The organism is Bradyrhizobium sp. 61, from assembly GCF_023073075.1.
GTDB classification, from domain to species: Bacteria; Pseudomonadota; Alphaproteobacteria; order Rhizobiales; family Xanthobacteraceae; genus Bradyrhizobium; species Bradyrhizobium barranii.
Genome location: NZ_JADPIU010000105.1, coordinates 60,416 through 82,353, shown reverse-complemented (window position 1 = coordinate 82,353; position 21,938 = coordinate 60,416). Strand labels below are relative to the sequence as shown.

General features: G+C 63.3%; 16 protein-coding genes and 1 tRNA gene. 7 read left to right on the top strand and 10 right to left on the bottom strand.

The genetic code is table 11. From position 1 onward, the window contains the following. Both IVB46_RS40915 and IVB46_RS40910 read right to left on the bottom strand, forming a co-directional pair. Positions 1-284, bottom strand: a 284-nt coding sequence (locus IVB46_RS40915) for a ParB N-terminal domain-containing protein (RefSeq protein WP_247345444.1), incomplete at its 3' end; no start/stop codon positions are given. Further along, entirely contained in the window at positions 281-1,846 is a 1,566-nt protein-coding gene (locus IVB46_RS40910) for a recombinase family protein (RefSeq protein ID WP_256468710.1), read from the bottom strand. The genes IVB46_RS40915 and IVB46_RS40910, both read right to left, overlap by 4 nt. Positions 1,847-1,983: 137 nt before the next feature. Here IVB46_RS40910 and IVB46_RS40905 point away from each other — a divergent pair, with 137 nt between their 5' ends. After that, a complete protein-coding gene (locus IVB46_RS40905; RefSeq protein ID WP_247345437.1) occupies positions 1,984-3,576 on the top strand; it encodes a DUF2235 domain-containing protein in 1,593 nt (530 codons plus the stop codon). A gap of 188 nt (positions 3,577-3,764) precedes the next feature. On the opposite strand, the gene IVB46_RS40900 is transcribed toward IVB46_RS40905, so the two are convergent. The 6 genes from IVB46_RS40900 to IVB46_RS40875 form a co-directional block, all read right to left on the bottom strand. After that, positions 3,765-3,840: transfer RNA gene (locus IVB46_RS40900), tRNA-Lys, on the bottom strand. A 180-nt stretch (positions 3,841-4,020) separates the two neighbouring features. Continuing rightward, complete coding sequence (locus IVB46_RS40895) at positions 4,021-4,629, bottom strand: Spy/CpxP family protein refolding chaperone (RefSeq protein WP_155794966.1); 609 nt, start codon at positions 4,627-4,629, stop codon at positions 4,021-4,023. Between the two features lie 199 nt (positions 4,630-4,828). Then, positions 4,829-5,842 (bottom strand): TRAP transporter substrate-binding protein, encoded by a 1,014-nt coding sequence (locus IVB46_RS40890; protein ID WP_247303825.1) that lies wholly within the window; start codon positions 5,840-5,842, stop codon positions 4,829-4,831. Between the two features lie 223 nt (positions 5,843-6,065). Next, entirely contained in the window at positions 6,066-9,668 is a 3,603-nt protein-coding gene (locus IVB46_RS40885) for a hypothetical protein (RefSeq protein ID WP_247303827.1), read from the bottom strand. 173 nt (positions 9,669-9,841) lie between these two features. Continuing rightward, complete coding sequence (locus tag IVB46_RS40880; protein ID WP_166343489.1) at positions 9,842-11,404, bottom strand: 2-isopropylmalate synthase; 1,563 nt, start codon at positions 11,402-11,404, stop codon at positions 9,842-9,844. Between the two features lie 548 nt (positions 11,405-11,952). Further along, complete coding sequence (locus tag IVB46_RS40875) at positions 11,953-12,198, bottom strand: hypothetical protein (RefSeq protein ID WP_247303828.1); 246 nt, start codon at positions 12,196-12,198, stop codon at positions 11,953-11,955. A gap of 305 nt (positions 12,199-12,503) precedes the next feature. Here IVB46_RS40875 and IVB46_RS40870 point away from each other — a divergent pair, with 305 nt between their 5' ends. Next, positions 12,504-13,721, top strand: a complete 1,218-nt coding sequence (locus IVB46_RS40870) for an SMP-30/gluconolactonase/LRE family protein (RefSeq protein ID WP_247303830.1) — start codon at positions 12,504-12,506, stop codon at positions 13,719-13,721. Positions 13,722-13,808: 87 nt separating this feature from the next. On the opposite strand, the gene IVB46_RS40865 is transcribed toward IVB46_RS40870, so the two are convergent. Both IVB46_RS40865 and IVB46_RS44790 read right to left on the bottom strand, forming a co-directional pair. Continuing rightward, on the bottom strand, positions 13,809-15,176 hold the full coding sequence (locus IVB46_RS40865) for a peroxidase family protein (RefSeq protein ID WP_346016164.1): 1,368 nt from the start codon (positions 15,174-15,176) through the stop codon (positions 13,809-13,811). Between the two features lie 2 nt (positions 15,177-15,178). Then, the gene (locus IVB46_RS44790) at positions 15,179-15,694 is read right to left on the bottom strand and encodes a peroxidase family protein (RefSeq protein ID WP_253075438.1); all 516 of its coding nucleotides are present in this window, start codon (positions 15,692-15,694) and stop codon (positions 15,179-15,181) included. Positions 15,695-15,919: 225 nt separating this feature from the next. On the opposite strand from IVB46_RS44790, the gene IVB46_RS40860 reads away from it, so the two are divergent. The 5 genes from IVB46_RS40860 to IVB46_RS40840 all read left to right on the top strand — a co-directional run bounded on the left by IVB46_RS40860 (position 15,920) and on the right by IVB46_RS40840 (position 21,903). Then, on the top strand, positions 15,920-17,020 hold the full coding sequence (locus tag IVB46_RS40860; RefSeq protein ID WP_247303834.1) for an FAD-dependent oxidoreductase: 1,101 nt from the start codon (positions 15,920-15,922) through the stop codon (positions 17,018-17,020). A 314-nt stretch (positions 17,021-17,334) separates the two neighbouring features. Continuing rightward, positions 17,335-18,519, top strand: a complete 1,185-nt coding sequence (locus tag IVB46_RS40855) for an ABC transporter substrate-binding protein (protein WP_247304761.1) — start codon at positions 17,335-17,337, stop codon at positions 18,517-18,519. A 102-nt stretch (positions 18,520-18,621) separates the two neighbouring features. Beyond that, positions 18,622-19,497, top strand: coding sequence for a branched-chain amino acid ABC transporter permease (locus tag IVB46_RS40850; RefSeq protein ID WP_063981675.1), 876 nt, complete (start codon positions 18,622-18,624; stop codon positions 19,495-19,497). A gap of 1 nt (position 19,498) precedes the next feature. Beyond that, complete coding sequence (locus IVB46_RS40845; protein WP_014493139.1) at positions 19,499-20,425, top strand: branched-chain amino acid ABC transporter permease; 927 nt, start codon at positions 19,499-19,501, stop codon at positions 20,423-20,425. Next, entirely contained in the window at positions 20,425-21,903 is a 1,479-nt protein-coding gene (locus IVB46_RS40840) for an ATP-binding cassette domain-containing protein (RefSeq protein ID WP_247345432.1), read from the top strand. The genes IVB46_RS40845 and IVB46_RS40840 overlap by 1 nt, the downstream gene beginning before the upstream one ends. Positions 21,904-21,938 lie beyond the last annotated feature (35 nt).

The window sequence follows — 21,938 nt, the reverse complement described above, 5'->3', positions numbered from 1 at the left end:
ACATCCAGGCCGACGTATTGCCTCATGACAGCTCCTCCGAATCGCTTGATTGCGAGAGCTCGACGATAACGGAGCTTTCGTGCCCCGAGCGCTGACCGCGTTTGGCCGCATGCCAGCTCGTACCCGTTCGCCATCTCTCGTTTGCTCGCCGTGATGGGCCGCTTCAGGCCAACCGTCTCGATGCTTTGGACAATCTCCTTGAACCGTGCACGGCTCCGATTTCGCGGATTGAGCACCTTGATCGCGGCGATGGGTATGGATTCGATCTTGCGGCGGCTCTTCAAGCGGCTGTCCTCTCGTCATAACCGGCACAGAGTCGGCAGAATGCATCGAGGGTTGGGTAGCCGCAGGCCTGTGCGAAGACAGGATTTGAAATACGCAGTACCCTCCCCTTTGCCAGCGCAAGGTCGTGAGTCGGCAGCACGTAGCAAGAAGCGACCAGATCGTTGGCAGGGTCCATTCGGACGATTAGCGTGAGTTCGGCGTCCGCCCGACGATCGGCGAAGATCGTCCAGCGCACGCGATCCGCGCCGCTGGTCACTGCGCGCGCCGATCCGACCGCGATGCGGCAACCATCGCCCAAGCTAACGATGCCGGATTTGCCATCGTGGACGGCCAGACCACCGAGAGCATTGATCCTGGTTGCCACTTCATCAGCCATGGCGATCAAACGCTCCCGGAACCTTGCGGTTGTCTCGGCGCGGCGCTGATAGGACTCCGGCTGATAGCCGGCAAGTGAATAGGCCGCGACCAACGATCCGAAACGTCGCCGATAGCTTTCGGCCGACAAAATACCATCGGCCGCGGCGATGATTGCTACGGAGAGACGACCCTTTTCGCGCCCTAGCGCCGCCAGTCGATCGATGGCCTCCTGGTTGCTGCGTTGCTCACGCCGCGCCCGCATGACCTCCTGCACTTGGTTGAACAGCTCCACTGAAACGATGGCTGGGAAGGCGTTCTCGCATCTGATCCACATATCGCGGGGATTGTTGACGCGGCGCTGCTTCAACTTGAAAGAGGCCCGATTGAAGATAAGGCTGCCGGTGTAGACCTCGTTGGTAAGGATCTTCCGGATCGTCTCGGGGTCCCAACAGCGGCCTCGTGTCGTGCGGATTTGCTTCGCATTCAGTTCGGCGGCGATATCGCCGGGATGCTTTCCTTCCAACGCGACCGCATTGAACATGCGCCTGACGGTTTCGACCTCGGCGTCGGGCCCATGGATGATCTTGATCCGATCGGTCTGAAGATATTTTTGCTGCCCGTATTCGAGCGTCTGCCTGATGGCGCCATTTTCCTCGACGAGCTGCCGCCGCAGCCCGTAGCCCGGCATGCCGCCGCGACCGAATCCCATCCGCACGATGTGCGACTGGCCGAGAAAAACCTTCTTTGACAGCCCGCGGCTGAAATCGGCGGCCGCCGCTCTCTTATTCACCTTGAGGATGCTGGAAGCGAAGCTACCGTCGTTCTCGAACTCTTCGGCGCAATAATGGACGGTGATCCCGGCGCGCATGCAGATGAACTCATAGTAGGCGCTTTCATCTGTATTCTGAAAGCGACCCCATCGGCTGACATCGTAGACAAGAATGCAGTCGAAATCCGCGCGTCCGCCTTCGACGTCGGCGATTAAAGCCTTTAGGCCGTCGCGCCCGTCAATCGAAAGGCCACTGAGCCCTTCGTCCGAATAGGTCCTTACGATTGATACATTGCGGCTCTGGGCATAAGCGGCAATGACTTCCGCTTGATTCTCGGTCGAGTACCTCTGATTGTCGGTGGACATGCGTACATATTGCGCAGCTCGCAGAGGCGACGCTGCGGGTCCGGAGGCAATCACCCACGCGTCAGGCATGACGAGCTAACCTGGGGACGTCAGATCTAGGGACCGGCTTGCCGTGGCAAATTAGCCGCCAAATCCAAGCGGGCCGTTTACGGGATCTGGGCGACTTGATGCTCAGCTGACTTAAATACCGCTAGAGATGCGTGGATATGTCAGCTGGTTCACACCCGGCAGCCACAATCTTTGGTATAGAACGGCGTTTGGCGCACTTTGGGGGATGGTGTGCAATGCCGAAGAATATTGTGATCTTTTCAGACGGCACAGGTCAGGCCGGCGGCATCAATTTCGACGAAGCGCGGACGAACGTTTACAAGCTCTACCGCGCCTGCCGCGTCGGCCCGGACACGAAGGTCGAACCATCCGAACAGGTCGCCTTCTACGATGCCGGTCTCGGTTCTGCGTCTGATGGCGGTCATTTCAAGATTGGCTGGATGCGATGGCTGTACAATCTCGCCAGCATGGCGACGGGCCTCGGGATCACTCGGAACATTGTCGATTGCTACGCCGCGATCATCGCCCTGTATGAGGAAGGCGATCGGATCTTCCTGATCGGTTTCAGCCGGGGCGCCTACACGGTCCGATCGGTTGCAGGGGTCATGACCTATTGCGGCGTCCCTCGCCATATGCCCGATGGCTCGCCCTTGCGCCGCGATCCAAAGAGCATCCACAAGCTGGCCGAGCATGCGGTCAAGGATGTCTATCAATTCTGTCCATCCTACTCGCGCAAGATTCTTGGATACCGGCGGTTCCTGCTGGAGACTCGAGATGCAATCGCTGCACAATTTAGACAGCAGTACGGCAGTACAACCACCGTCAACGGCGCCGAGCACGCGAACGTTTTTCCCTTCTTCATCGGCGTGTTCGATACTGTCGCCGCCCTCGGCCACAAATATCTGGGCGCGGCGCTCGTGACCGCCGGCATTGCGCTACTGATCGGGTTGCACTGGCTCGGTGGCTTCCTTCAGCCGGTCTTTCCATGGGCCGGATGGGTGGCCTGGATTCTGAGCTACCTCGGCATCGCCACAGCGCTGATTGCTTTTCTCATGAACTATCTGAAGATCGCGCCATCCTTGCCCGGCTATGGATTCTGGAAGCGCCTTCAGACCGTGCATTTCGCTCCGCCAAAGCACAAATTCTACGACACGACCCTCAATCCCAACGTGGGCTACGCCAAACATGCGATCTCGATCGACGAGAACCGCGCCGATTTCAAGCGCGTCGGCTGGTCGCCTACGGCCGAGAAGCAGGACCAACGCGACGCGCACGGCAATCTTTACTTCGAGCAGGTCTGGTTTCCGGGCGTCCACGCCGACGTCGGCGGCGGCTATCTCGAGAATGAGGCGCGGCTCTCAGACGTTGCGCTGAACTGGCTACTCGCCGGAGCTTCGCTCATTCCGGACGGCCTGAAACACGACGGCGGTGTGCTACGGCTGTCGCCCAATCCCGTGGGTCCCCAGCACAATGAGCAGGCGGGAGGCTTCCTCAAGGTCGGGGTTCGTGACCTGCCGATCGATTCCGAGACGGAAGAATCGAGATCACCGATGCACAAATCGGTCTATCGGCGTTTCGAGGCGGCGTCCGTTCTTCTCTACGATCGCATGGCGGCCTACCGCCCGGACAACATGAGGGTCCACGTCGACTTCAAGCACTATTTCGATGGGAGCGCGGCCCAGCTGCCCCAATGCGTCGCCGATGACATTGAACAGAAGTGGGAATATGCCGGCTACGTCGGGCGGCTCTGACCCAATACAAAGTTGAGGAAGCGGTTCTGTCAGGCGGCCTTCTAGTCGCCTTGGCCTCTGCCGCGACGAGTAGAGCAGATCACAATGCCGAGAGTGGTCTCGCCGACCGGCCGTCAAAAACACCGTTTGAAAAACCGTTTTAGTTCGGCCCTCTCAAACGGTCTCTCTCGCTAAGGTCTTGATTTATATGGTGGGCGCACCAGGGCTCGAACCTGGGACCCGCTGATTAAGAGTCAGCTGCTCTACCAACTGAGCTATGCGCCCGAAAGGCGGTCAATGCCTTGCGAGGCCGGTCGTTTAGCAAAGCGATCCGGGTATGGCAAGCGATGTGGCGCATGTTTTCCAAGGTTCTTCCAGAGGCCCGAAAATGCGAAAAGCCGCTGGATTCCAGCGGCTTCGCCAAGGCCAATCCCGGGGTTAATTCCTCGGGAAATACGGGGTGGCTCAGAGCCGGCCCTCGCGATCCCGGTCCGGGCCGCCGTCACGGTCGAAACGGTCGCCGTGGAAGCGGTCCATGCCGCGCTCCATCATGCGGTCCATGCCCCGTTCCATGAAGTGTCGGGACGGGCCGTCCCCACCGCCGCCGAACGGACCACGGTGGCGGGTCAGCACGGCAAGGCGCCGCTTCTGGCCCTCGTCGAGCGTCTTGTAGAGCGGATCGGCGGCATCGGCGATCTTCTTCAGGGCGGCGGAGGTCGCGCCCATGTCCTCGGCGCGCTGGCGCAGGCGGGCGACCGGATCCTCGGGCTTGTCGGCGTTCTTGCCGGCGTCACCCGGGCCGGCATTCATCCGCGCGTTGGCGCGGTCGATGCGCAGCTTGGCGAAGTCGCGCACGGCAGCCTCGACCGGCGGCCACAGCTTCTCCTGGTCGGCGTTGAGCTTCAGCCCGGCATGGACGGCGGCGATCCGCGCGTCGACGAAGGCGGCGCGGTCCTCCGGGTTCATGCGGACGTGGCGGAAGTGCTCCATCCACGGGCGATGAAATTGGGCATAGACCGCGCCCGAGCCGGCGATGCTGAGCACGGCGATGGCGGCGATGGTGAACTTCCTCATACGGACCTCCTCTGGAAGGATGCCGGTGAGGATGAGCGCCGGACGGCTGACGCGCAACTTACAACTTGGACAGAGAGAGCGTTCTTACGAAGATGTAACTCCCCTGAATGTCCATTCAGATGCAGACTGAAATGTTTTGCAACAAAAAGGGCCTCCGCGCAGGCTGCACGGAAGCCCCTTCATTGATGGTCGATCCGGATCAGTTCGTCGTGCTCTTCGATTCCTTGAGGAACTCGTCGATCAGCGGCTGGCCGACGCGGCCTGCGGCGTCCTTGTAGACCGGCTCCATCGCCTTGCGCATCGCCTCGTCCTGCTGCGGCGTGAGCTTGATGATCTCGCTCTTGCCGCTCTTCTTGATCTCGGCCAGCGCGTCGTCGTTCTCCTTCTGCGACTGCGCGTTGTTGAAGTCGGTCGCCTCCTTCATCGCCTTCGACAGCTGGTCGCGGATGTCGGCCGGCAGATCGTCCCAGAACTTCTTGTTCACGATCACGACGTAGCCGATGTAGCCGTGATTGGTCTCGGTGATGTACTTCTGCACCTCGTGCATCTTCTGCGTATAGATGTTCGACCAGGTGTTCTCCTGACCGTCGACGACGCCGGTCTGCAGCGCCTGATAGACTTCCGAGAACGCCATCACCTGCGGCAGCGAGCCGAGCGACTTGAACTGGGCCTGCAGCACGCGCGAGGACTGGATGCGGAACTTGACGCCCTGGTAGTCGGCGGGCGTGACCAGCTTCTTGTTGGCGCTCATCTGCTTGAAGCCGTTGTCCCAATAGGCAAGGCCGGTGATGCCCTTGGAGTCCAGCAGCTTGAGCAGCCGGAGGCCGAGCGGGCCTTCCGTCACCTTCCGCAGCGTCTTCAGGTCCGGAAGGATGTAAGGCAGATCGAACACCTCGAATTCGCGGATGCCGAGCGGACCGAACTTGGAGTTGGAGGGCGCCAGCATCTGCACGCTGCCGAGCTGGAGCGCCTCGAGCTCTTCCTTGTCCTTGTAGAGCGTCGAGTTCGGGTAGACTTCGATCTTGACCTTGCCGCCGGTGTACTTCTCGGCGAGCTCCTTGAACTTCTCCGACGCCTTGCCCTTCGGCGTGTCGGTGGCGACGACGTGGCTGAACTTGATGATGATCGGCGATTGGGCCGATGCCGGCGCGGTCAGGGCCAACGCCCCGGTCAAGACCGCAACCGATGCCGCAGCCCAAATGAGTTTCCGCATGCTTCCTCCCACACGTTTTTTGGTGGGGCACGAACCGTCGCCCCCAAAGCCTTAGATTCAAGACTTGAAGGCAGGATTATAGGGAAGCGGACACAGGCGCCATTGCCCCTTAGCAGGGGGCGGCTTGCAAAAATGCGGTATCCGGAGGCGAAATCTGCCGGACTGGCTCATGCAGGGCGATGGCAGGGAAACCCTGCCATCGCCGTTGCCGCCTCTCGCAACCTCAACCGTGCAGCGCCGGCGCGAGCTGGGCCTGCTGCGCGACCGCCGGATCGGTGATCAGGGTGCCGCCGTGCCCGTCCGAGGACAGCGCGAAGTCGGCCGCGCTGTACTGACCGAGCAAGTGCAGCGTCGCGACATGGGTGCCGTCGGAGACCGTCAGCGTGCCGCCGATGTTGTCGCCATTCTGCGCATAGGCCATCGAGGTCAGGCCGTCGCTGAACAGGATGTCGCCGAGATCGAGACTGTCATGGTCCTGCCAGCCGGAGATCGTTCCCGTGAAGGCCGACACCTGGGCCAGCACCAGCGAGGCATTGGGACCGGCGAAGATCACATCGTCGATCGTGCCGCCCGCATGGACAAAGGCGAGCGCGCCCGAGCCGATCGTGGTGTCGTCAGCGCTGCCGCCGGCCTGCACGTACTGCGTGCCGGACAGGACCGTCGTGCCGGTCGCGCTGCCATACACATATTGCACGCCGCCGTTGACGATGGTGGCGTTGGCGGCGCCCCAATCGACCTGGACTCCGCCGGCATTGATCGTGGTGCCGGTCGCCGTGCCGTCGGCGTAGACGCTCTGCTGGCTGCCGGCGTTGACCGTCGTGATCGACGCGTTGCCGTGGAGATACTGGAGGGCACCATTGCTGATCGTGGTCTGGACCACCGTGCCGCCATAGACCGACTGGACGCCGCCATCCATGGTGGTGTTGATCGCGGTTCCACCCAGATAGACGTCCTGCCCGCCGCCATGGATCGTCGTATCCGACGCCGTGCCGCCGCTCTCGACGGCCTGCAGGCCCGAATTGATCGTCGTGAGGCTCGCCGACCCGAACACGTACTGACCGCCGCCGCTGATCGTCGTGATGATCGTGAAGCCCCAATCGATCTGGATGCCGCCGGCATTGATGGTGGATCCGGTCGCACTGCCGTCGATGTAGACGTTCTGCTCACCGCCGGCATTGACGATGGTGTTGAAAGCATTGTTGTGAACGTGCTGGAAGCCGCCATTCGCGACCGTGGTCTGGATCGCGACGCCGAAGACGTTCTGGGTGCCGCCGTCCACGGTGGTGTTGGTCGCGATACCACCGCCAAGGATATCCTGGTCGCCGCCGGCCTCGATCGTCGTGCCGTCGGCCGAGCCGCCGATCTGGATGTACTGATTGCCCGAGATCACGGAGTTCGAGGCCAGACCGAACATCAGCTGCGCGGCGCCCGCGGCAACCACCATTCCATTGGCCGAGCCCTCCAGCACGACCGCCGCGCCGCTCTCGACCTGGATGTCGGAATAGCCGGACGCATCCTTGATCCGCCAGACGCCGCTCTTGACGTCGAGCTTCTCGACATTGACGACGGTGCCAAGGAGCGAACCGGAGCCACTTCCCGACAGCACCAGCGTGTCGACGCCGTCGCCGCCGTCGATCGTGCCGGTGACGATCGAAGCGGTGGCGAGATTGATGCTGTCGTCGCCCGCGCCCATCGAGACGTCACCGATGATGGAGCCGCTGTTGGTGAGCGTATCGTTGCCGCCGTCGGTGGCGACGCTGCCGAAAATGCCGCCCGTGTTGGTGACGGTGTCGCCGAAGGTGCCGACGATCGAGATCGCCTCGCCGTTGTTGCCGCGGATCGTGCCGTCGTTGATGATGGTCGTGACGCCGAAGGCGCTACCGTCATTGCTGTCGTCCACGGTGATCGCGCGCTGATCGCTGATGATCAGGCCGCCCACCTCGTTGTGGACGAAGCCGCCGCCGATCGCGAGCGCCTCGTTGAGGCCGTTGGCGCCGCTGGTCAGGCCGACCGCCGCGATCGTCCCGAAATTGTCGATCGAGACCAGACCGTCGACATCGACGCCGTCGGCGTCAGCACCGCCGACCGCCGTGCCGGTGATGGTGCCGCGGTTGGTCACTGTTGTCGTGGTGTTCGCCGCGCTGTCCATGTTGATGCCGGAGCCGCTGCGGCCGATGATCGTGCCGTCGTTGTTGACGGTGATCGGCTGGTCGCCGGTGATGGCATGGCGGGCGCCGTCGATGATTCCGCCGGCATAGTTGTTGACCACGCCGCCGGCGTTGACCGACTGGAAGTCGATCGCGTCGTTGCCGGACGAGGCCGCCGAGGCATTATGGCTGACGATCTGGCCATAATTGTTGATGGTGGCGTTGGCTCCGGGCCGGATCGCGTCGGCATCGGCCGCCGAGATCACGCCGGTTGCCGCGTTGTTGATGACGGTATTGGCGCCGCTCGAATTGATGTCGTCGAGATCGAGCGCCTGGCCGGCATTGCTGCCGGTCCCCGTCGAGGAGATCGTGCCCTCGTTGTTGACGGTGAAGGTGCCGCTCTTGCCCGAGACCAGGTTCGAGATCTTCACCGCATCCTTGGTCGCGGTGATGGTGGCGCCGGCCTTGTTGTTGATGGTGAGGCTGCCGCTGGTCGAACCGCTGGTGGCGATCGCGCGGCTGGTGCCGGTGATGGTGCCGGAATTGTCGACCACCGCGCCGGGCGAGGTGCTGCCGCCGATCCAGGTGACCGGGGTCGAGCCCGACAGGGTCGCACTGGCGAGGACGGTCAGATGATCGTTGTTCGCCAGCGTGATCGGGTTCGACGAGTTGCCGGAGACCAGGGTGCCGTCGTCATTGGCGATGGTGCCGGTCGCCGTCGCGGTGCCGATCGTAACCGCCGCGCCCGGATTGCTGGCGCTGGTGAGCGTGAGCGCAAAACTCTCGTCGGGCTCTGCGGTGGTGTCGCCAGAGATCGTGATGGTGATTGTCGCCGAGGACGCACCGTCGGCGAAGCTGCCGCTGAAGGTCGAGGCCGGCAGCGTGCCGCCGAAATCGGCCGCATCGGTGGTGCCAGCGGCGAAGCTGCCGGAGAAGCTGAGCACGCCGGTGGTGCCGCCGGTGCGCGCAATGGTGAAAGTCATGGTCTTGGTGCCGCTCTGCCCCTCGGCAACCGACACGCTCGGCGACGAGAACGAGATCGTCTGCGTGGCGGGCGCGGCCACGGTGAAGGCGGTGGTCGGGAACGGCGCGTCGGGCGTGGTGCCGTCGGTGCTCTGGTCGCCGCTGCCGTTCTGGGTGGCCCAGTTGGCGGTGTTGCCGATCGCGGCGAGGTAGTCGGCGAAGCTGGCGAAGCCCGAGCGCGGTCCGTTATAGCCGACGATGTCGAGGCCGCCGGTGAAGCTGACCGCGGTCTGGCCGGCAACGAGGCCGGTGCCGGTCAGCGTGCCGTCTGAGGTCGCATAGCCGACATTGGAGATCGCGGCGAGGAAGGTCGGCGCCGTCGAGGTGCCGACATAGGCGTAGACGACCTCGCTGTCGTTGGACAGGCCGGTATTGTTGGCGTTGGTGAAGGTGGCCGAGCCGGCGCTGGTGCCGAACGTGCCCTTGCCGATGTTGTTGATGTCGATGACGGTGCCGGCGGGAATCGCGCCGGTCGCGGTCCAGGCGATCGTGCTTTCGGCGTTGCTGCCGGTTGCGAAGGCGGAGCCGTTCCAGTTGCTGTCGGTGAAATTGATGACAGTGCCCTGCGGGATGTCGGTCAGGGCGACAAAGGACAAATTATCGTTGCCGTCACCGTTGAAACCGGTGAAGGCGATCGAACCAGCGGAAAGGGGCATTCCAAATTCTCCAGCAGCAAGGGCGCGCGACGCTGCCGGTTAATGGAATGTTAACATGACATGTTAATAACATATTTATTGCGATGCACCCCCGCATAACGGGATCGTGTGCCAAACGAAAAACGCGGCGCCGAGGGCGCCGCGTTTGCCGATGAATTGGAGAGGATGAAGCGTCAGCTTGCCGCGGCCGTGGTCACCGTATCGCGCTGGCGCTTCATGACGATCTTGTTCAGCGCGCCGAGATAGGCCTTTGCCGAGGCCACCAGCGTATCAGGATCCGCCGCGCGCGCCGTCATCGCACGTCCCTCATGCGACAGTCGCACCGAGACTTCGGCTTGCGCGTCGGTGCCTTCGGTCACCGCATGGACCTGATACAGCTCGAGCTTCGCCTCATGCGGCACCAGCGCCTTGATGCAGTTGAAGACCGCGTCGACCGGCCCGTTTCCTTCGGCTTCCTCGATCCTGATCTGGCCGTCGACGTCGAGCTTCATGGTCGCGCGCTGCGGGCCATGGGTGCCGGCGATCACGGTCAACGAGGTCAGCTTGATGCGGTCGTGCGACGCCGCCATCTCCTCGTCGACCAGCGCCTCGATGTCCTCGTCGTAGATGTCCTTCTTGCGGTCGGCCAGTGCCTTCATCCGCGTGAACGCATCCTCCAGCTGGTTGGCGCCGAGCTTGTAGCCCATCTCCTCCAGCTTGTGCACGAAGGCGTGGCGGCCGGAATGCTTGCCGAGCACCAGCGACGACTGCTTCAACCCGACCATCTCGGGCCGCATGATCTCGTAGGTCGAGGCGTCCTTCAGCACGCCATCCTGATGGATGCCGCTCTCATGGGCGAAGGCGTTGCGGCCGACGATCGCCTTGTTGTACTGGACCGGGAACGAGGTTGCGGCCGACACGACCTTCGAGGCGCGCGTCAGCTGCGTGGTGTCGATCTTGTTCCACCACGGAAACACGTCGTTGCGGACGTTGATGGCCATCACGACTTCCTCGAGGGAAGCGTTGCCAGCCCGCTCGCCGATGCCGTTGACGGTGCACTCGATCTGCCGCGCGCCGCCGGCAATGCCGGCCAGCGAATTCGCCACGGCCATCCCGAGGTCGTTATGGCAATGAACCGAGAATACCGCCTTGTCGGAGTTCGGCACGCGCTCGATCAGCGTGCGCATGAAACGGGCATATTCCTCGGGCGTGGTGTAGCCGACGGTATCGGGGATATTGACGGTGGTCGCGCCGGCCTTGATCACGGCCTCGACGATGCGGCAGAGATAGTCCATCTCGCTGCGGGTGGCGTCCTCGGCCGACCATTCGACGTCGTCGATCTGGTTGCGGGCGCGGGTCACGTTGGCGATCGAGAGCTCCATCACCTGCTCCGGCGTCATGTTCAGCTTGACGCGCATGTGCAGCGGCGAGGTCGCGATCACGGTGTGGACGCGGCCGCGCCTGGCGAATTTCACCGCTTCGGCGCAGCGGTCGATGTCCTTAGGGTTGGCACGCGACAGGCCGGCGATCACCGAGTTCTTGGAGCGGCGGGCGATCTCGCTGACGGCCTGGAAGTCGCCTTCGGAGGTGATCGGGAAACCGGCCTCGATGACGTCGACGCCCATGTCGTCGAGCATCTCGGCGATCTCGATCTTCTCCTCGAACGTCATGGTGGCGCCGGGGCACTGCTCGCCGTCGCGCAGCGTGGTGTCGAAAATGATGACGCGGTCCTTGTCGGACTTGTTCACGGGGGCCATTGCAAAATTCCTTTTGAGCTTTTGCGCCGTCAGTCTGCTGGGCGCTTGAGGTGTCCGGTGATCTCGACCAACCCCTGAGCGCCCAGGCGCATGGCGCCCAGCCGGCCCTCAGGGGCAAGTAAGAAGAAGGCCGCCAATCAGGAGGGTGGGCAGCAGCGCGGCCGGGATCGTGGCGGCGGCCAGAGCCACCTCCCCCGAAATCCCATCGATTTGGCCGCGAATCAGCATTGCCAGACCCTTTTGAGCCCTCAAATCCTCGGTCAAAACCGTTGACGGTTGGTTGCCGGGTGGCTCGATAGGGCCGTTTCTAAACGAGAAATGGACGCAACTGCAACGCCAAAAGATGGTCAGGAGGACTGACCTGCCGCCATATCTGCAATGTGCGGCGCGACGACCGGTCCGTCATCGCACGGATCGTGCGGTAGATCCGAATTACGTAAGCTGAAAATACGACGGTGTCGCCGGGTGGTGCGAGGGACTCGCGAGACCGGAGCGAAATGCGGGAAGGTCGCCCGGATGTCGCTCCGCTCACCCGCGTTGCGGTCAGGCTATCCCGCGCGGCGGGCGCGCGCCCGGCTTTCCCAACGGTCCAGCATCTGGCCGAGCTCGCCGGTGGCGACGGGGGCGGCCTCGTTGGTGTTGGCGGGTGCGGCGGCGCGGAGCCAGCCCGGCTCGGTATATTCGCGCCAGCGGCGCGCCTCCGCGCGTCGTTTGCGGGAGGCGAAATCGCGGGTGAAATAGCCGGCGGCGAACGCGATGGCGAGCGCAATGACCAGTGCAACAACGGCTAACACAATGAACTCCGGCTGATACCCCGGAAACGTTCTGCCATCATCGCGCGTGAGGTCAAGGCTTGACACGTCCCAAAAACCGCACCGGTTAACCGCACAAAGCCCGACGACAGGCCCCGAACGACGAGACCGGGACGAATTGCCGCTCCTGCCCTCGCCTCGCCGCAATGCCGCCGCGTTCCAGCCTTCGCAAGCCTGCCATCGCGCGGAGGATGCGTACCTGCCCCTCGCAACCGGCCGCGGACCGGACTAACCTTCGCCCGCTCGGCCGGATCAACCGGCCAGCCGAACATAACCGGGAGGACGCGATGAAACGCCCAGAGCAGCGTGACCAGGATGCTGCGCTTTCACGACGAACACTCGTGCGGGGACTTGCACTCGGCGCTGCGGCGACCGTAGCCGGCCCCGCGCTGGCCCAGACCGGACCTGCCGCACCGCCAACGACGATCACCACCCCGCCGCGCGATTTCGGTCCCAACGGCGCGCCGACGACTTATTTCTCGGACCCCGACATCATCACCGTCGATCCGTCCTTCGACGATCTGGCGCAGCCCAACACCGCGATCAAGCGCCTCTACACCGGCTTGTTGTGGGCCGAGGGCCCGGCCTGGAGCGCGCAGGGCCGTTATCTCCTCTGGAGCGACATCCCCAACAACCGGCAGATGCGCTGGACCGAGGACGACGGCCGCGTCAGCGTGTTCCGCGCGCCCTCCAACAATTCCAACGGCAATTCGTTCGACTTCCAGGGCCGGCAGCTTTCCTGCGAACATCTGACCCGGCGGGTGACGCGCTACGAGCATGACGGTACCGCCACCGTGCTCGCGGATTCGTACCAGGGCAAACGCCTGAACTCGCCGAACGACATCGCCGCGCATCCCGACGGCAGCTACTGGTTCACCGACCCGCCCTATGGCGGCCAGCTCTATGAAGGCGAGCCCGACGTGGCGGGCGGCCCGAGCAATGCAGGCGGCAAGCTCAATCCGCGGATCGGACAGCCGGCCGGCTTCGTGCCGGGCAAGCGCGAGCTGCCCACCAACTGCTATCGCATCGATCCAAGTGGCCGCATCGACCTCGTCGTCACCGAGGAGCAGGTGCCCGATCCCAACGGCCTGTGCTTCTCACCGGACTACAAGAAGCTCTACGTCGCCTCGACCGGCAAGGGACCGGGCGACACCGGGCCCGGCGGCAAGGGCGAGATCTTCGTGTTCGACGTCGGCGCCGACAACAAGCTCTCCAATGGAAAGAAGTTCAGCGACTGCGTGATCGACGGGGTGAAGTGCGGGCCCGACGGCCTGCGCTGCGACGTCAACGGCAATGTCTGGTCCTCCAGCAACGCCGGGCGCGCCGTCGGCTATAGCGGTGTGACGGTGTGGTCGCCGGCGGGCAAGCTGCTCGGTCGCATCCGCCTGCCGGAAGTGTGCGGCAATGTCTGCTTCGGCGGCCCCAAGCGCAACCGCCTGTTCATGGCCGCGAGCCAGTCGCTCTACGCCGTGTACACGGCGACGCAAGGCGCCGGCCCAGGCTGACGCGGGACGAACAGGATCACGACACGGCGCCGGCGTGCCTCGCCGGCGCCGAATGATGCTGTATCGCTCGTTTGAAGCGACCCAGCATTATCCCCATTCGTGATGATGCATCTCATACGGCTTTACGCCCAGCAGGTCGATGGTCTCGGAGCCGACCTGCAACAGGGTTCCACCATGATGGTCAGATGATTTCGTGACGTGAACGTCGTTCGAAAATTGCAGTTTGTCCTGTTTGGGATCGAAGTCGGTGATGACCGCGGTGTTGTGCTTACCTGCGAGAACACCAAGGTCGAATTCGAATGTGTCGGCACCGGCACCTCCGGTCATGGTCATGCGGCCGGCCGCGGCGACCAGCGTGTCATCCAGATCTCCGCCGGTCAGGGTATCCCTGCCGGGAGATCCGACCACAAGCTGCGCCATGCCTGCTGCAGCCTTTTCTCCGGTCGGGTCTACGCCGCCCAGCGTGCCGCTGTGCCGCTCGGTGGCGACGAAGGCATCGCTCTGCATCGCAGTGGTATCGGTGTCGCGCAGAATGAGGTCCGACAGCGTGGTGTTCTTTATCTCATTCAGGGTCTGCTTATCGAAACCCTGGTTCTCGAAGTAGTAGCGATCGCCGTCGCGCAAAGCGGTGAACTGGTCGGCGATGATTATGCCGAAGGTGGGCCCGATGACGGCTCCTGGCGCATGATCCTCAGCCAATCCACCGGCCCACAAATCGACGGCATCGATCGAACCATAGGCTTTCTCGAACGCTGCTGCCGTCGCCGGATCAGAGCTGAACTGATCGAAGCTGGTGTAAGGCGCTAGCCCCAGCGCCTCCCGGGTTTGGTTCAGTGTACCCAGCCCAAGATCATGGCCGCGTTGGATATTGATCGCTGCCAGATCCATGCCGTCCGGAGGGTCGAACAGGAGGTTTCGCAAGCCATCGACAATGTGAGCGTCCAGCGGGTTGGCCAGGTCCCCCGACAGATGCCGCAGCAGGCCATCCGCACCAGTCGCCTTGAAAGTCGCCGTGTCTTCGAAGAACGATTGCGCCAGCGTCTGCTCCGACGTAAAGGCACCCAGATTGCTGGTCGCACTGATCTCGTCGGAGACGATGGAGTGACCGAAGCGAAAGGCCGCACCGGCAAACTCTTCGGTGATCCGCGCGTCCGCCGTGCGGTCATAGCCTTGGTACGGCTTGATGGCGTCCTCGCCCAACAGATGCGGCAGGAACTCGTTGTAGGTGATGTTGACCATCTCGGCCGTGGTGATGGCCTTGGCCGTCTCGTATAGCTTGTCGCCGCTCCAGTTCGGATGGTCCTCGTGCAGTCGATCGACCTGGTAATTGTGCTCGCGCACAAACAAGACTTGCAAGGCGGTCAGGTCGGGATTCTCCTGCGCCCGTACATCACCGGCCGCAAAGACGTTGCCGTGCTCGGTCTCGACGATCGGGAGATTGTCTCCCGCCGACACCTTCAGCCGTCGGCCGTTCGCAGGCTCGCTGCGGTGGCCGCGTCGGAACCGTAGATCTGCGAGCCGTCCAGCCAACCCGTCACCGTATTGATCGCGGCTGCCGGATGCCCGGTGACCCCCGTCGCAGGATCGATCGCCACCCGCGTCAACGGGATCATGCTGCCGGGCGGCAGAAACTCATCATCAGCCGGAACCTTGATCGAGATATCATCCGTGCCTGTGCCCTCCTTCTGCAGATCCAGATCGTGATCGATGAACTGGCCCCACGCATACATCATGCCTGACAGCGCGACGCCGGCGTCATCCACCAGATGCGGGCCTTCCTCGCCATCGCCAATATCCGTCTGCGCCACGACAATGTTGCTGATCTCGCGCGGATTCGGACCTGGCGTCATTTCATTGACCCCATCGACGAAATTTGCCGGCCCCAGCCGAGCAAAGTCGGTGTCGGCCTGGTTCAAGGTGGGATCCGCACGATTGTTGTTGGAGCCGTCGATGCTGCGGAACCTGAGCGCCATGGTTTACCCTCCCCGTAGAGTGTCCGCCCCAGCGCCTGCTCCATTGGCGGCTTGCGGCATGACGCTTTTGTGATTCTTTATGACGCTCGCATGATCGTTGAGTGACGACATTCGATATACGACAGAATTGCACCTCTAGCGGCGAAGCGGCAATCTTGGCCTGAATGATCGTGCCGAACAGGCGATGTTGCGCACATCAGCGCAGCACTATCCAAGGAACAAGCCATGCGCGTTGTGATCTGCGGCGGCGGCGTGATCGGGGCCTGCACCGCTTATTTCCTGCGTCGCCGCGGCATCGAGGTCATCGTGGTCGAACGGACCGAGGTCGCGGCCGCCGCCTCCGGCAAGGCCGGCGGCTTTCTGGCGCGTGACTGGTGCGCCGGCTCGCCGCTCGACGCACTCGCGCGGCGGAGTTTTGCGCTTCATGCGCAGCTGGCGCAGGAGATCGCGGGCGATTGGGGCTATCGCCCGATGACCGCCTATAGCGGCTTTGTTGCTTCCGACGGCGATCCGCGCCGGAATGCACCATCCGCGCTCGGCTGGCTCGCCAACGGCGTCGTCATCGCGCAGCGCATCGGTACGACTGAGACGACTGCGATCGTTCATCCCCGCAAATTTACGTCGGCCGTGATGAACGCGGCAGTCGCGCAAGGCGCCGAGCTTCGCATTGGCCGCATCACGGGCATCGTGCGCGACGCGAATGGCACGACCGCGAAGGGTGTCGAGGTCGAAGGCAGCCTGGTTGAAGCGGACGCTGTCGTGATCGCGATGGGGCCATGGTCATTGCTCGCCGCGCAATGGATGCGCCTGCCCGCTGTCTATGGCCAGCGCAGCCCGAGCATCGTATACGACATCGGCCCCAACGTGCCGGCCGATGCGTTGTTCCTGGAGTACGACGAGGACGGCAGCGCCGTCTCGATCGAGGTCTTTCCACGCGCCGATGGCAGCACGCATATCACCGCACTCTCTGACATCGCGCCGCTGCCGCTCGATCCGGCAGCCGTGACGCCAGACCAGGACGCGATCGCGCGCCTGCAAATCATGTGTGAACGGCTGTCGCCATTGTTTCGTCCCGAGAAGATCATCTCGCAGCAGGCCTGCTTCCGACCGGTGACTGAGGACGGCCTGCCGTTGATCGGCAAGGTGCCGCAGAGCGAAGGCCTCTATGTTGCGACCGGGCACAATGTCTGGGGCATCCTCAATGCGCCCGCCACCGGCGAAGCGCTGGCGCAGCTGATCGCCAAGGATGCGACGCGCGTAGACTTGTCGCCATTCGATCCGGCCCGATTGAGGCCGCTCGATCCATCACTGCTGCAAGCGCGCTGAACCGGCATCGGTTCTCGTCTTGTAGGCTACTGCACGCTCCAAGGCTTCGACGCTCACGCATGCCCACCGACAGAATCTGCATGCCTGCGCGCGTCATGAATGTCTCGCACCTATCCTGCCCGCAATTTGCGCAGCGCTAGACTTTAGTCCGTGTCTCCCAATCCTGAACGCGGTTTCACTTGCCGAGAATGCCGTCGCCGTTATAGTTGCGACATAATGGCTCACAAGAGGCCTGTTCAAAGGGAGAGAACAACATGAAAAAACGACTCTCTGTTGCATTGCGAATAGCGCTCGGTGCGGCCGCGACAGGCGCGATGATGGCAACGTCAGGCGCGGCACTTGCAGCCGATCCCCTCAGGATCGGCGTGATCGCGGAAGCGCAGGCGATCGCCGGCGCCTCCATTCCACAAGCGGCGCAGCTTGCCGCCGACGAGATCAACGCCAATGGCGGCGTCGACGGCCGCAAGATCGAGATCATCTCTTACGACAATCACTCCTCGTCGGCCGATTCAGTGCGTGCGTTCCAGCGCGCGGTGAACGAGGACAAGGTCAACGCGGTCATCGCCAGCTATATCAGCGAGGTCGTGCTGGCGCTGGAGCCCTGGGCCTCTCGCCTGAAGACGCCGTTCGTCACGCCGGGCGCCGCCTCCAACGAGATCAGCAAGAGCGTCCACGCCGATTACGAGAAGAACAAGTACACCTTCCACGGCTATCTGACCTCGGCCGCGCTGGCGCTCTCGGTCTGCGACGGCGCCAAGGACCTGCTCGTCGACAGGATGCACATGAAGACCGCGGTCATCATGAGCGAGGACGCCGCCTGGACCAAGCCGCTCGACGTCGGCTACGAGGAATGCCTGCCCAAGATCGGGCTGAAGGTCCTCGACCACATCCGCTTCTCGCCCGATACCACCGACTTCACGCCGATCTTCAACAAGATCGAGGGCTCCAAGCCCGATGTGATCATCACCGGCATCTCCCATGTGGGCGTGCAGCCGACGGTGCAGTGGAAGAACCAGCAGGTGCCGATCCCGATGTTCGGCATCTCCTCGCAGGCAACCAACGAGACCTTCGGCAAGGACACCAACCAGGCGGCCGAAGGCGTGCTCTATCAGGGCGTCTCCGGGCCCGGCGTCGCGGTGACGCCGAAATCGGTGCCGTTCGCGGAGAACTTCAAGAAGAAGTTCGGCAATTATCCCTCCTATGCCGGCTACACCGCGTATGACGAGGTCTATTACATCGCCGACGCGGTGAAGCGCGCCGGCTCGAGTGACGCCGACAAGCTCGTCGCCGCGCTCGAGAAGACCGACTGGGAAGGCACGATCGGCCGCGTCCAGTTCTACGGCAAGGACGATCCGTTCACCCACTCGATCAAATATGGCAAGGGCCTGATCACCGGGCTGATGCTGCAATGGCAGGACGGCAAGCAGAGCTCGGTCTGGCCCAAGGACGTCGCCAAGGTCGACGTCAAGTTCCCGAGCTTCATCAAGCTCAGCAACTAGCAGGAAATGCTCCCGGGACCACCTCCCGGGAGCTTCCACATGCGGCTCTCCGCAGCACCTTCCCTCAAAGCGGCAGCTCGGCTGCCACCCGGCCAATCATAGATGCGAGCTTTCCAGATATTGATCGATGGCTTTGCCATCAGCGCTCTCTACGCTCTCGGTGCCACCGGCTTCACCCTGATCTTCGGCGTCTCCGGCGTGCTCAACCTCTCCCACGGTGCCATCATGGTGGCCGCAGCGGTGGCGGCCTGGGCCGCCGCCAGCATCCTCAACGTCGGCACTTATGCCGGTGCGCTGATCGGGGTCGCCGTCGCCCTCCTCACCGCCTTTGCGACCTATTTCGCGGTGGTGAAGCCCATTCAGGACTCCCGGCGCATCCCCAATGAGGAGAAGGAGATCTTCGTCCTCACGGGAACGCTGCTCTGGGGCATCATGATCCAGGAGCTGATCGCCTATTTCTTTACCAACAACGCCAAGACCGTTCTGCCGATCGTCGAGGGCGTGGTCGAGATCCTCGGCGTCCGCACGCCGAAGAACGAGATCTTTACGGCGATCGTGTGCTGCCTCGTCATCGCGCTGCTGTGGCTGCTCGTGAATCGCACCCGCACCGGCAAGGCGGTGCTGGCGGCGTCGATGAACCCGCGCGGCGTCACCCTGCTCGGGCTCGAGCTCACCAACATCTACATCGTGGTGTGGGGGATCTACGGGATCCTCGCCGGCATCGCCGGCGTGCTGCTCGGCATGTTTCTGGGCGTCAGCTCCTACAGCGTCGGACCGCTGACGGCGAGCGCGTTCTCGATCGTGGTGCTCGGCGGTCTCGGCAGCGTCTCCGGCTCGCTGATCGCGGCCTTCGTGGTCGGCTATCTCGAGACGCTGACGGCCTACCTGGTCTCGCCGGCCTACCGCACCATTCCGGCGCTGCTGCTGCTCGTGTTCGTGATGTATATCCGGCCCCAGGGCCTTCTGGGGAGGCGCTGAGATGTCCACCTTCTTCACCTCCCGCCTGTTCTTCATCTCGGTCGCGCTCGTCATCATCGCGGCGACGCTGCCGCTCTACGTCTCCGGCTACGTGCTCGGCCTGCTCACCGTCGCGTTCTATTTCGGCGTGTTCGCGATGGCCTGGGACCTGCTGTTCGGTTTCGCGGGCGAGGTCAATTTCGGACCCACCTTCCTGATCGGCGTCGGCGCCTACACCGCCGGCATTTTGAATGCCCAGTTCGGCTGGTCGGTCTATCTCTGCATCGTGCTGGGGGCGCTCGCGTCCGTCATCGCGGGCCTCGTGCTGGCGCTGCCGGCTTTGCGCGTGCGCGGGCCGTATTTCGGCCTGACCACGCTGGTCGCGGTGTTGATGTTGCAGAATTTCATCGTGGTGTTTGCCGATCTCACCGGCGGCGAGATCGGCCTGACCATCCCCGACGTCATCACCATCAACGCCGGCGCCAATTACTGGATCGCACTCGGCTTCATGACGATCTCGGCAGCGATCCTCTACGGCCTGTCGCAATCGCCGATTGGCCTCGTGCTCCAGGCCAGCGGCCAGGATCCGGTGCAGGCCGGCGCGCTCGGCTTCAACATCGTCAAGCACAAGCTCGCCGCCTTCATCGTCAGCGCGTTCTTCTCTGGTTTATCCGGAGCGCTGCTGGTGTTCTATTTCGGTACCGCCTCGGTCGGTACCGTCGTCGACGTCGCGGTTGGTGTGAACGTGATCGTCTCGGCCGTGCTCGGCGGCCGGCGCACCGTGCTTGGCGCCGCGCTCGGTGCGATCTTCCTGATCGTCGCCGGTGAATTCCTGCGTCCCACCGGCGAGCTCGCGACCTTCATCGTCTCGGCGGTCGCGCTGCTCGTCGTGCTATTCTTCCCCGGCGGCTTCCTCGGAGCGGCCCTCTCGCGTGAGGCGCGCTCGTGATGGATATGATCGCAAACCGGCCCGTGCTCGACGTCCGCGGCTTGACAAAACGGTTTGGTGGATTGACGGCGGTGAAGAACCTCGGCTTCGAGGTCAACGCCGGCGAGATCTTCGGCCTGATCGGGCCGAACGGCTCCGGCAAGTCGACCGCGATGAAGAGCGTGATGGGCATCGAGCGCCCGACATCGGGTGAAGTCATCTTCGAGGGCGAGAACGTCGCCGGCCTGCCCGCGCACAAGATCGCGCGCAAAGGTTTTGGCATGGTGTTCCAGCACTCGCGGCCACTGAACCGGCAGACGGTGCTGGAGAACATCATGGTCGCGCTGCTGCCGGACAGCCTGTTCATGCTGTTCCCGGACAAGGCGCTGGTCGAGCGCGCCAAATGGATCGCCGACCGCGTCGGGCTCGGCAACGTCATGAACCGCCGACCGCCGACGCTGCCCTTCGCCGATCTGCGCCGGCTGGAGCTTGCGAAAGCGATCGCGCGTGACCCAAAGGTCGTGCTGGTGGACGAGCCCTTTGCCGGGCTGACGCGGGCGGAGGTCGACGTCTTCTCCGACCTGATCCGCAGCTTTCGCGACGAGGGCCGCGCCGTGATGCTGGTCGACCACAACGTCAAGAGCGTCGCCGCGCTGGTCGACCGCGTGCTCGCGATGTATCTCGGCGAGGAAATCGTCACCGGCAAGGCCGACGAGGTCATGAAGAACGAGACGGTGCGCCGGGTCTATCTCGGCGGCGCCATCGAGACCCATGCGCGGCCCGAGACCAGCTTCAAGGACAAGGTGCCGCTGCTCCAGGTCGAGAATGTCAGCGTGTTCTACGGCAAGGCGCAGGCGCTGGAGAACGTCTCGATCCACGTCCACGAGGGCGAGTTCGTCTCCGTCGTCGGCCTCAACGGCGCCGGCAAGACCACGCTGTTCAACACCATCTCCGGCTTCCTGCCCTATAGCGGCGAGATCGTGCGCGGTGGCGACAGACTGCGTGGCACGAGCCCCGCGAAGATCGCGCGCAGTGGCCTCGTGCAATGCCCGGAATCGCGCGAGCTGTTCGGCGAGATGAGCGTGCGCGAAAACCTCGATCTCGGCGGCCAGCATCTCTCCGACGACAAGCGCGCCGCGCAGCTCGCCTGGCTGTTCGAGCTGTTCCCGATCCTGAAGGAGCGCCAGGGCCAGATGGCACAAACGCTCTCCGGCGGCGAGCAGCAGATGCTAGCGATCGGCCGCGCGTTGATGATGCAGCCGCAGATCCTGATCCTGGACGAGCCGACGCTGGGCCTCGCTCCCGTCATTCTCGAGCAATTGTCCAAGGCGCTGACGAAGCTGCGGCAGACCACCGCGATCACGGTGCTGCTCGGCGAGCAGAACGTCACCTTCGCGCTGCCGCATGCCGACCGCGTCTATGTGCTGGAGCACGCCCGCATCGTCTGGGAGGGCGATCCCGGCCGCTTCGCGAGCGAAGCCGGCGCCGATTTTCTTTAAGTCCGTCAACATCAATAAAAACATAGAAAGGGAAA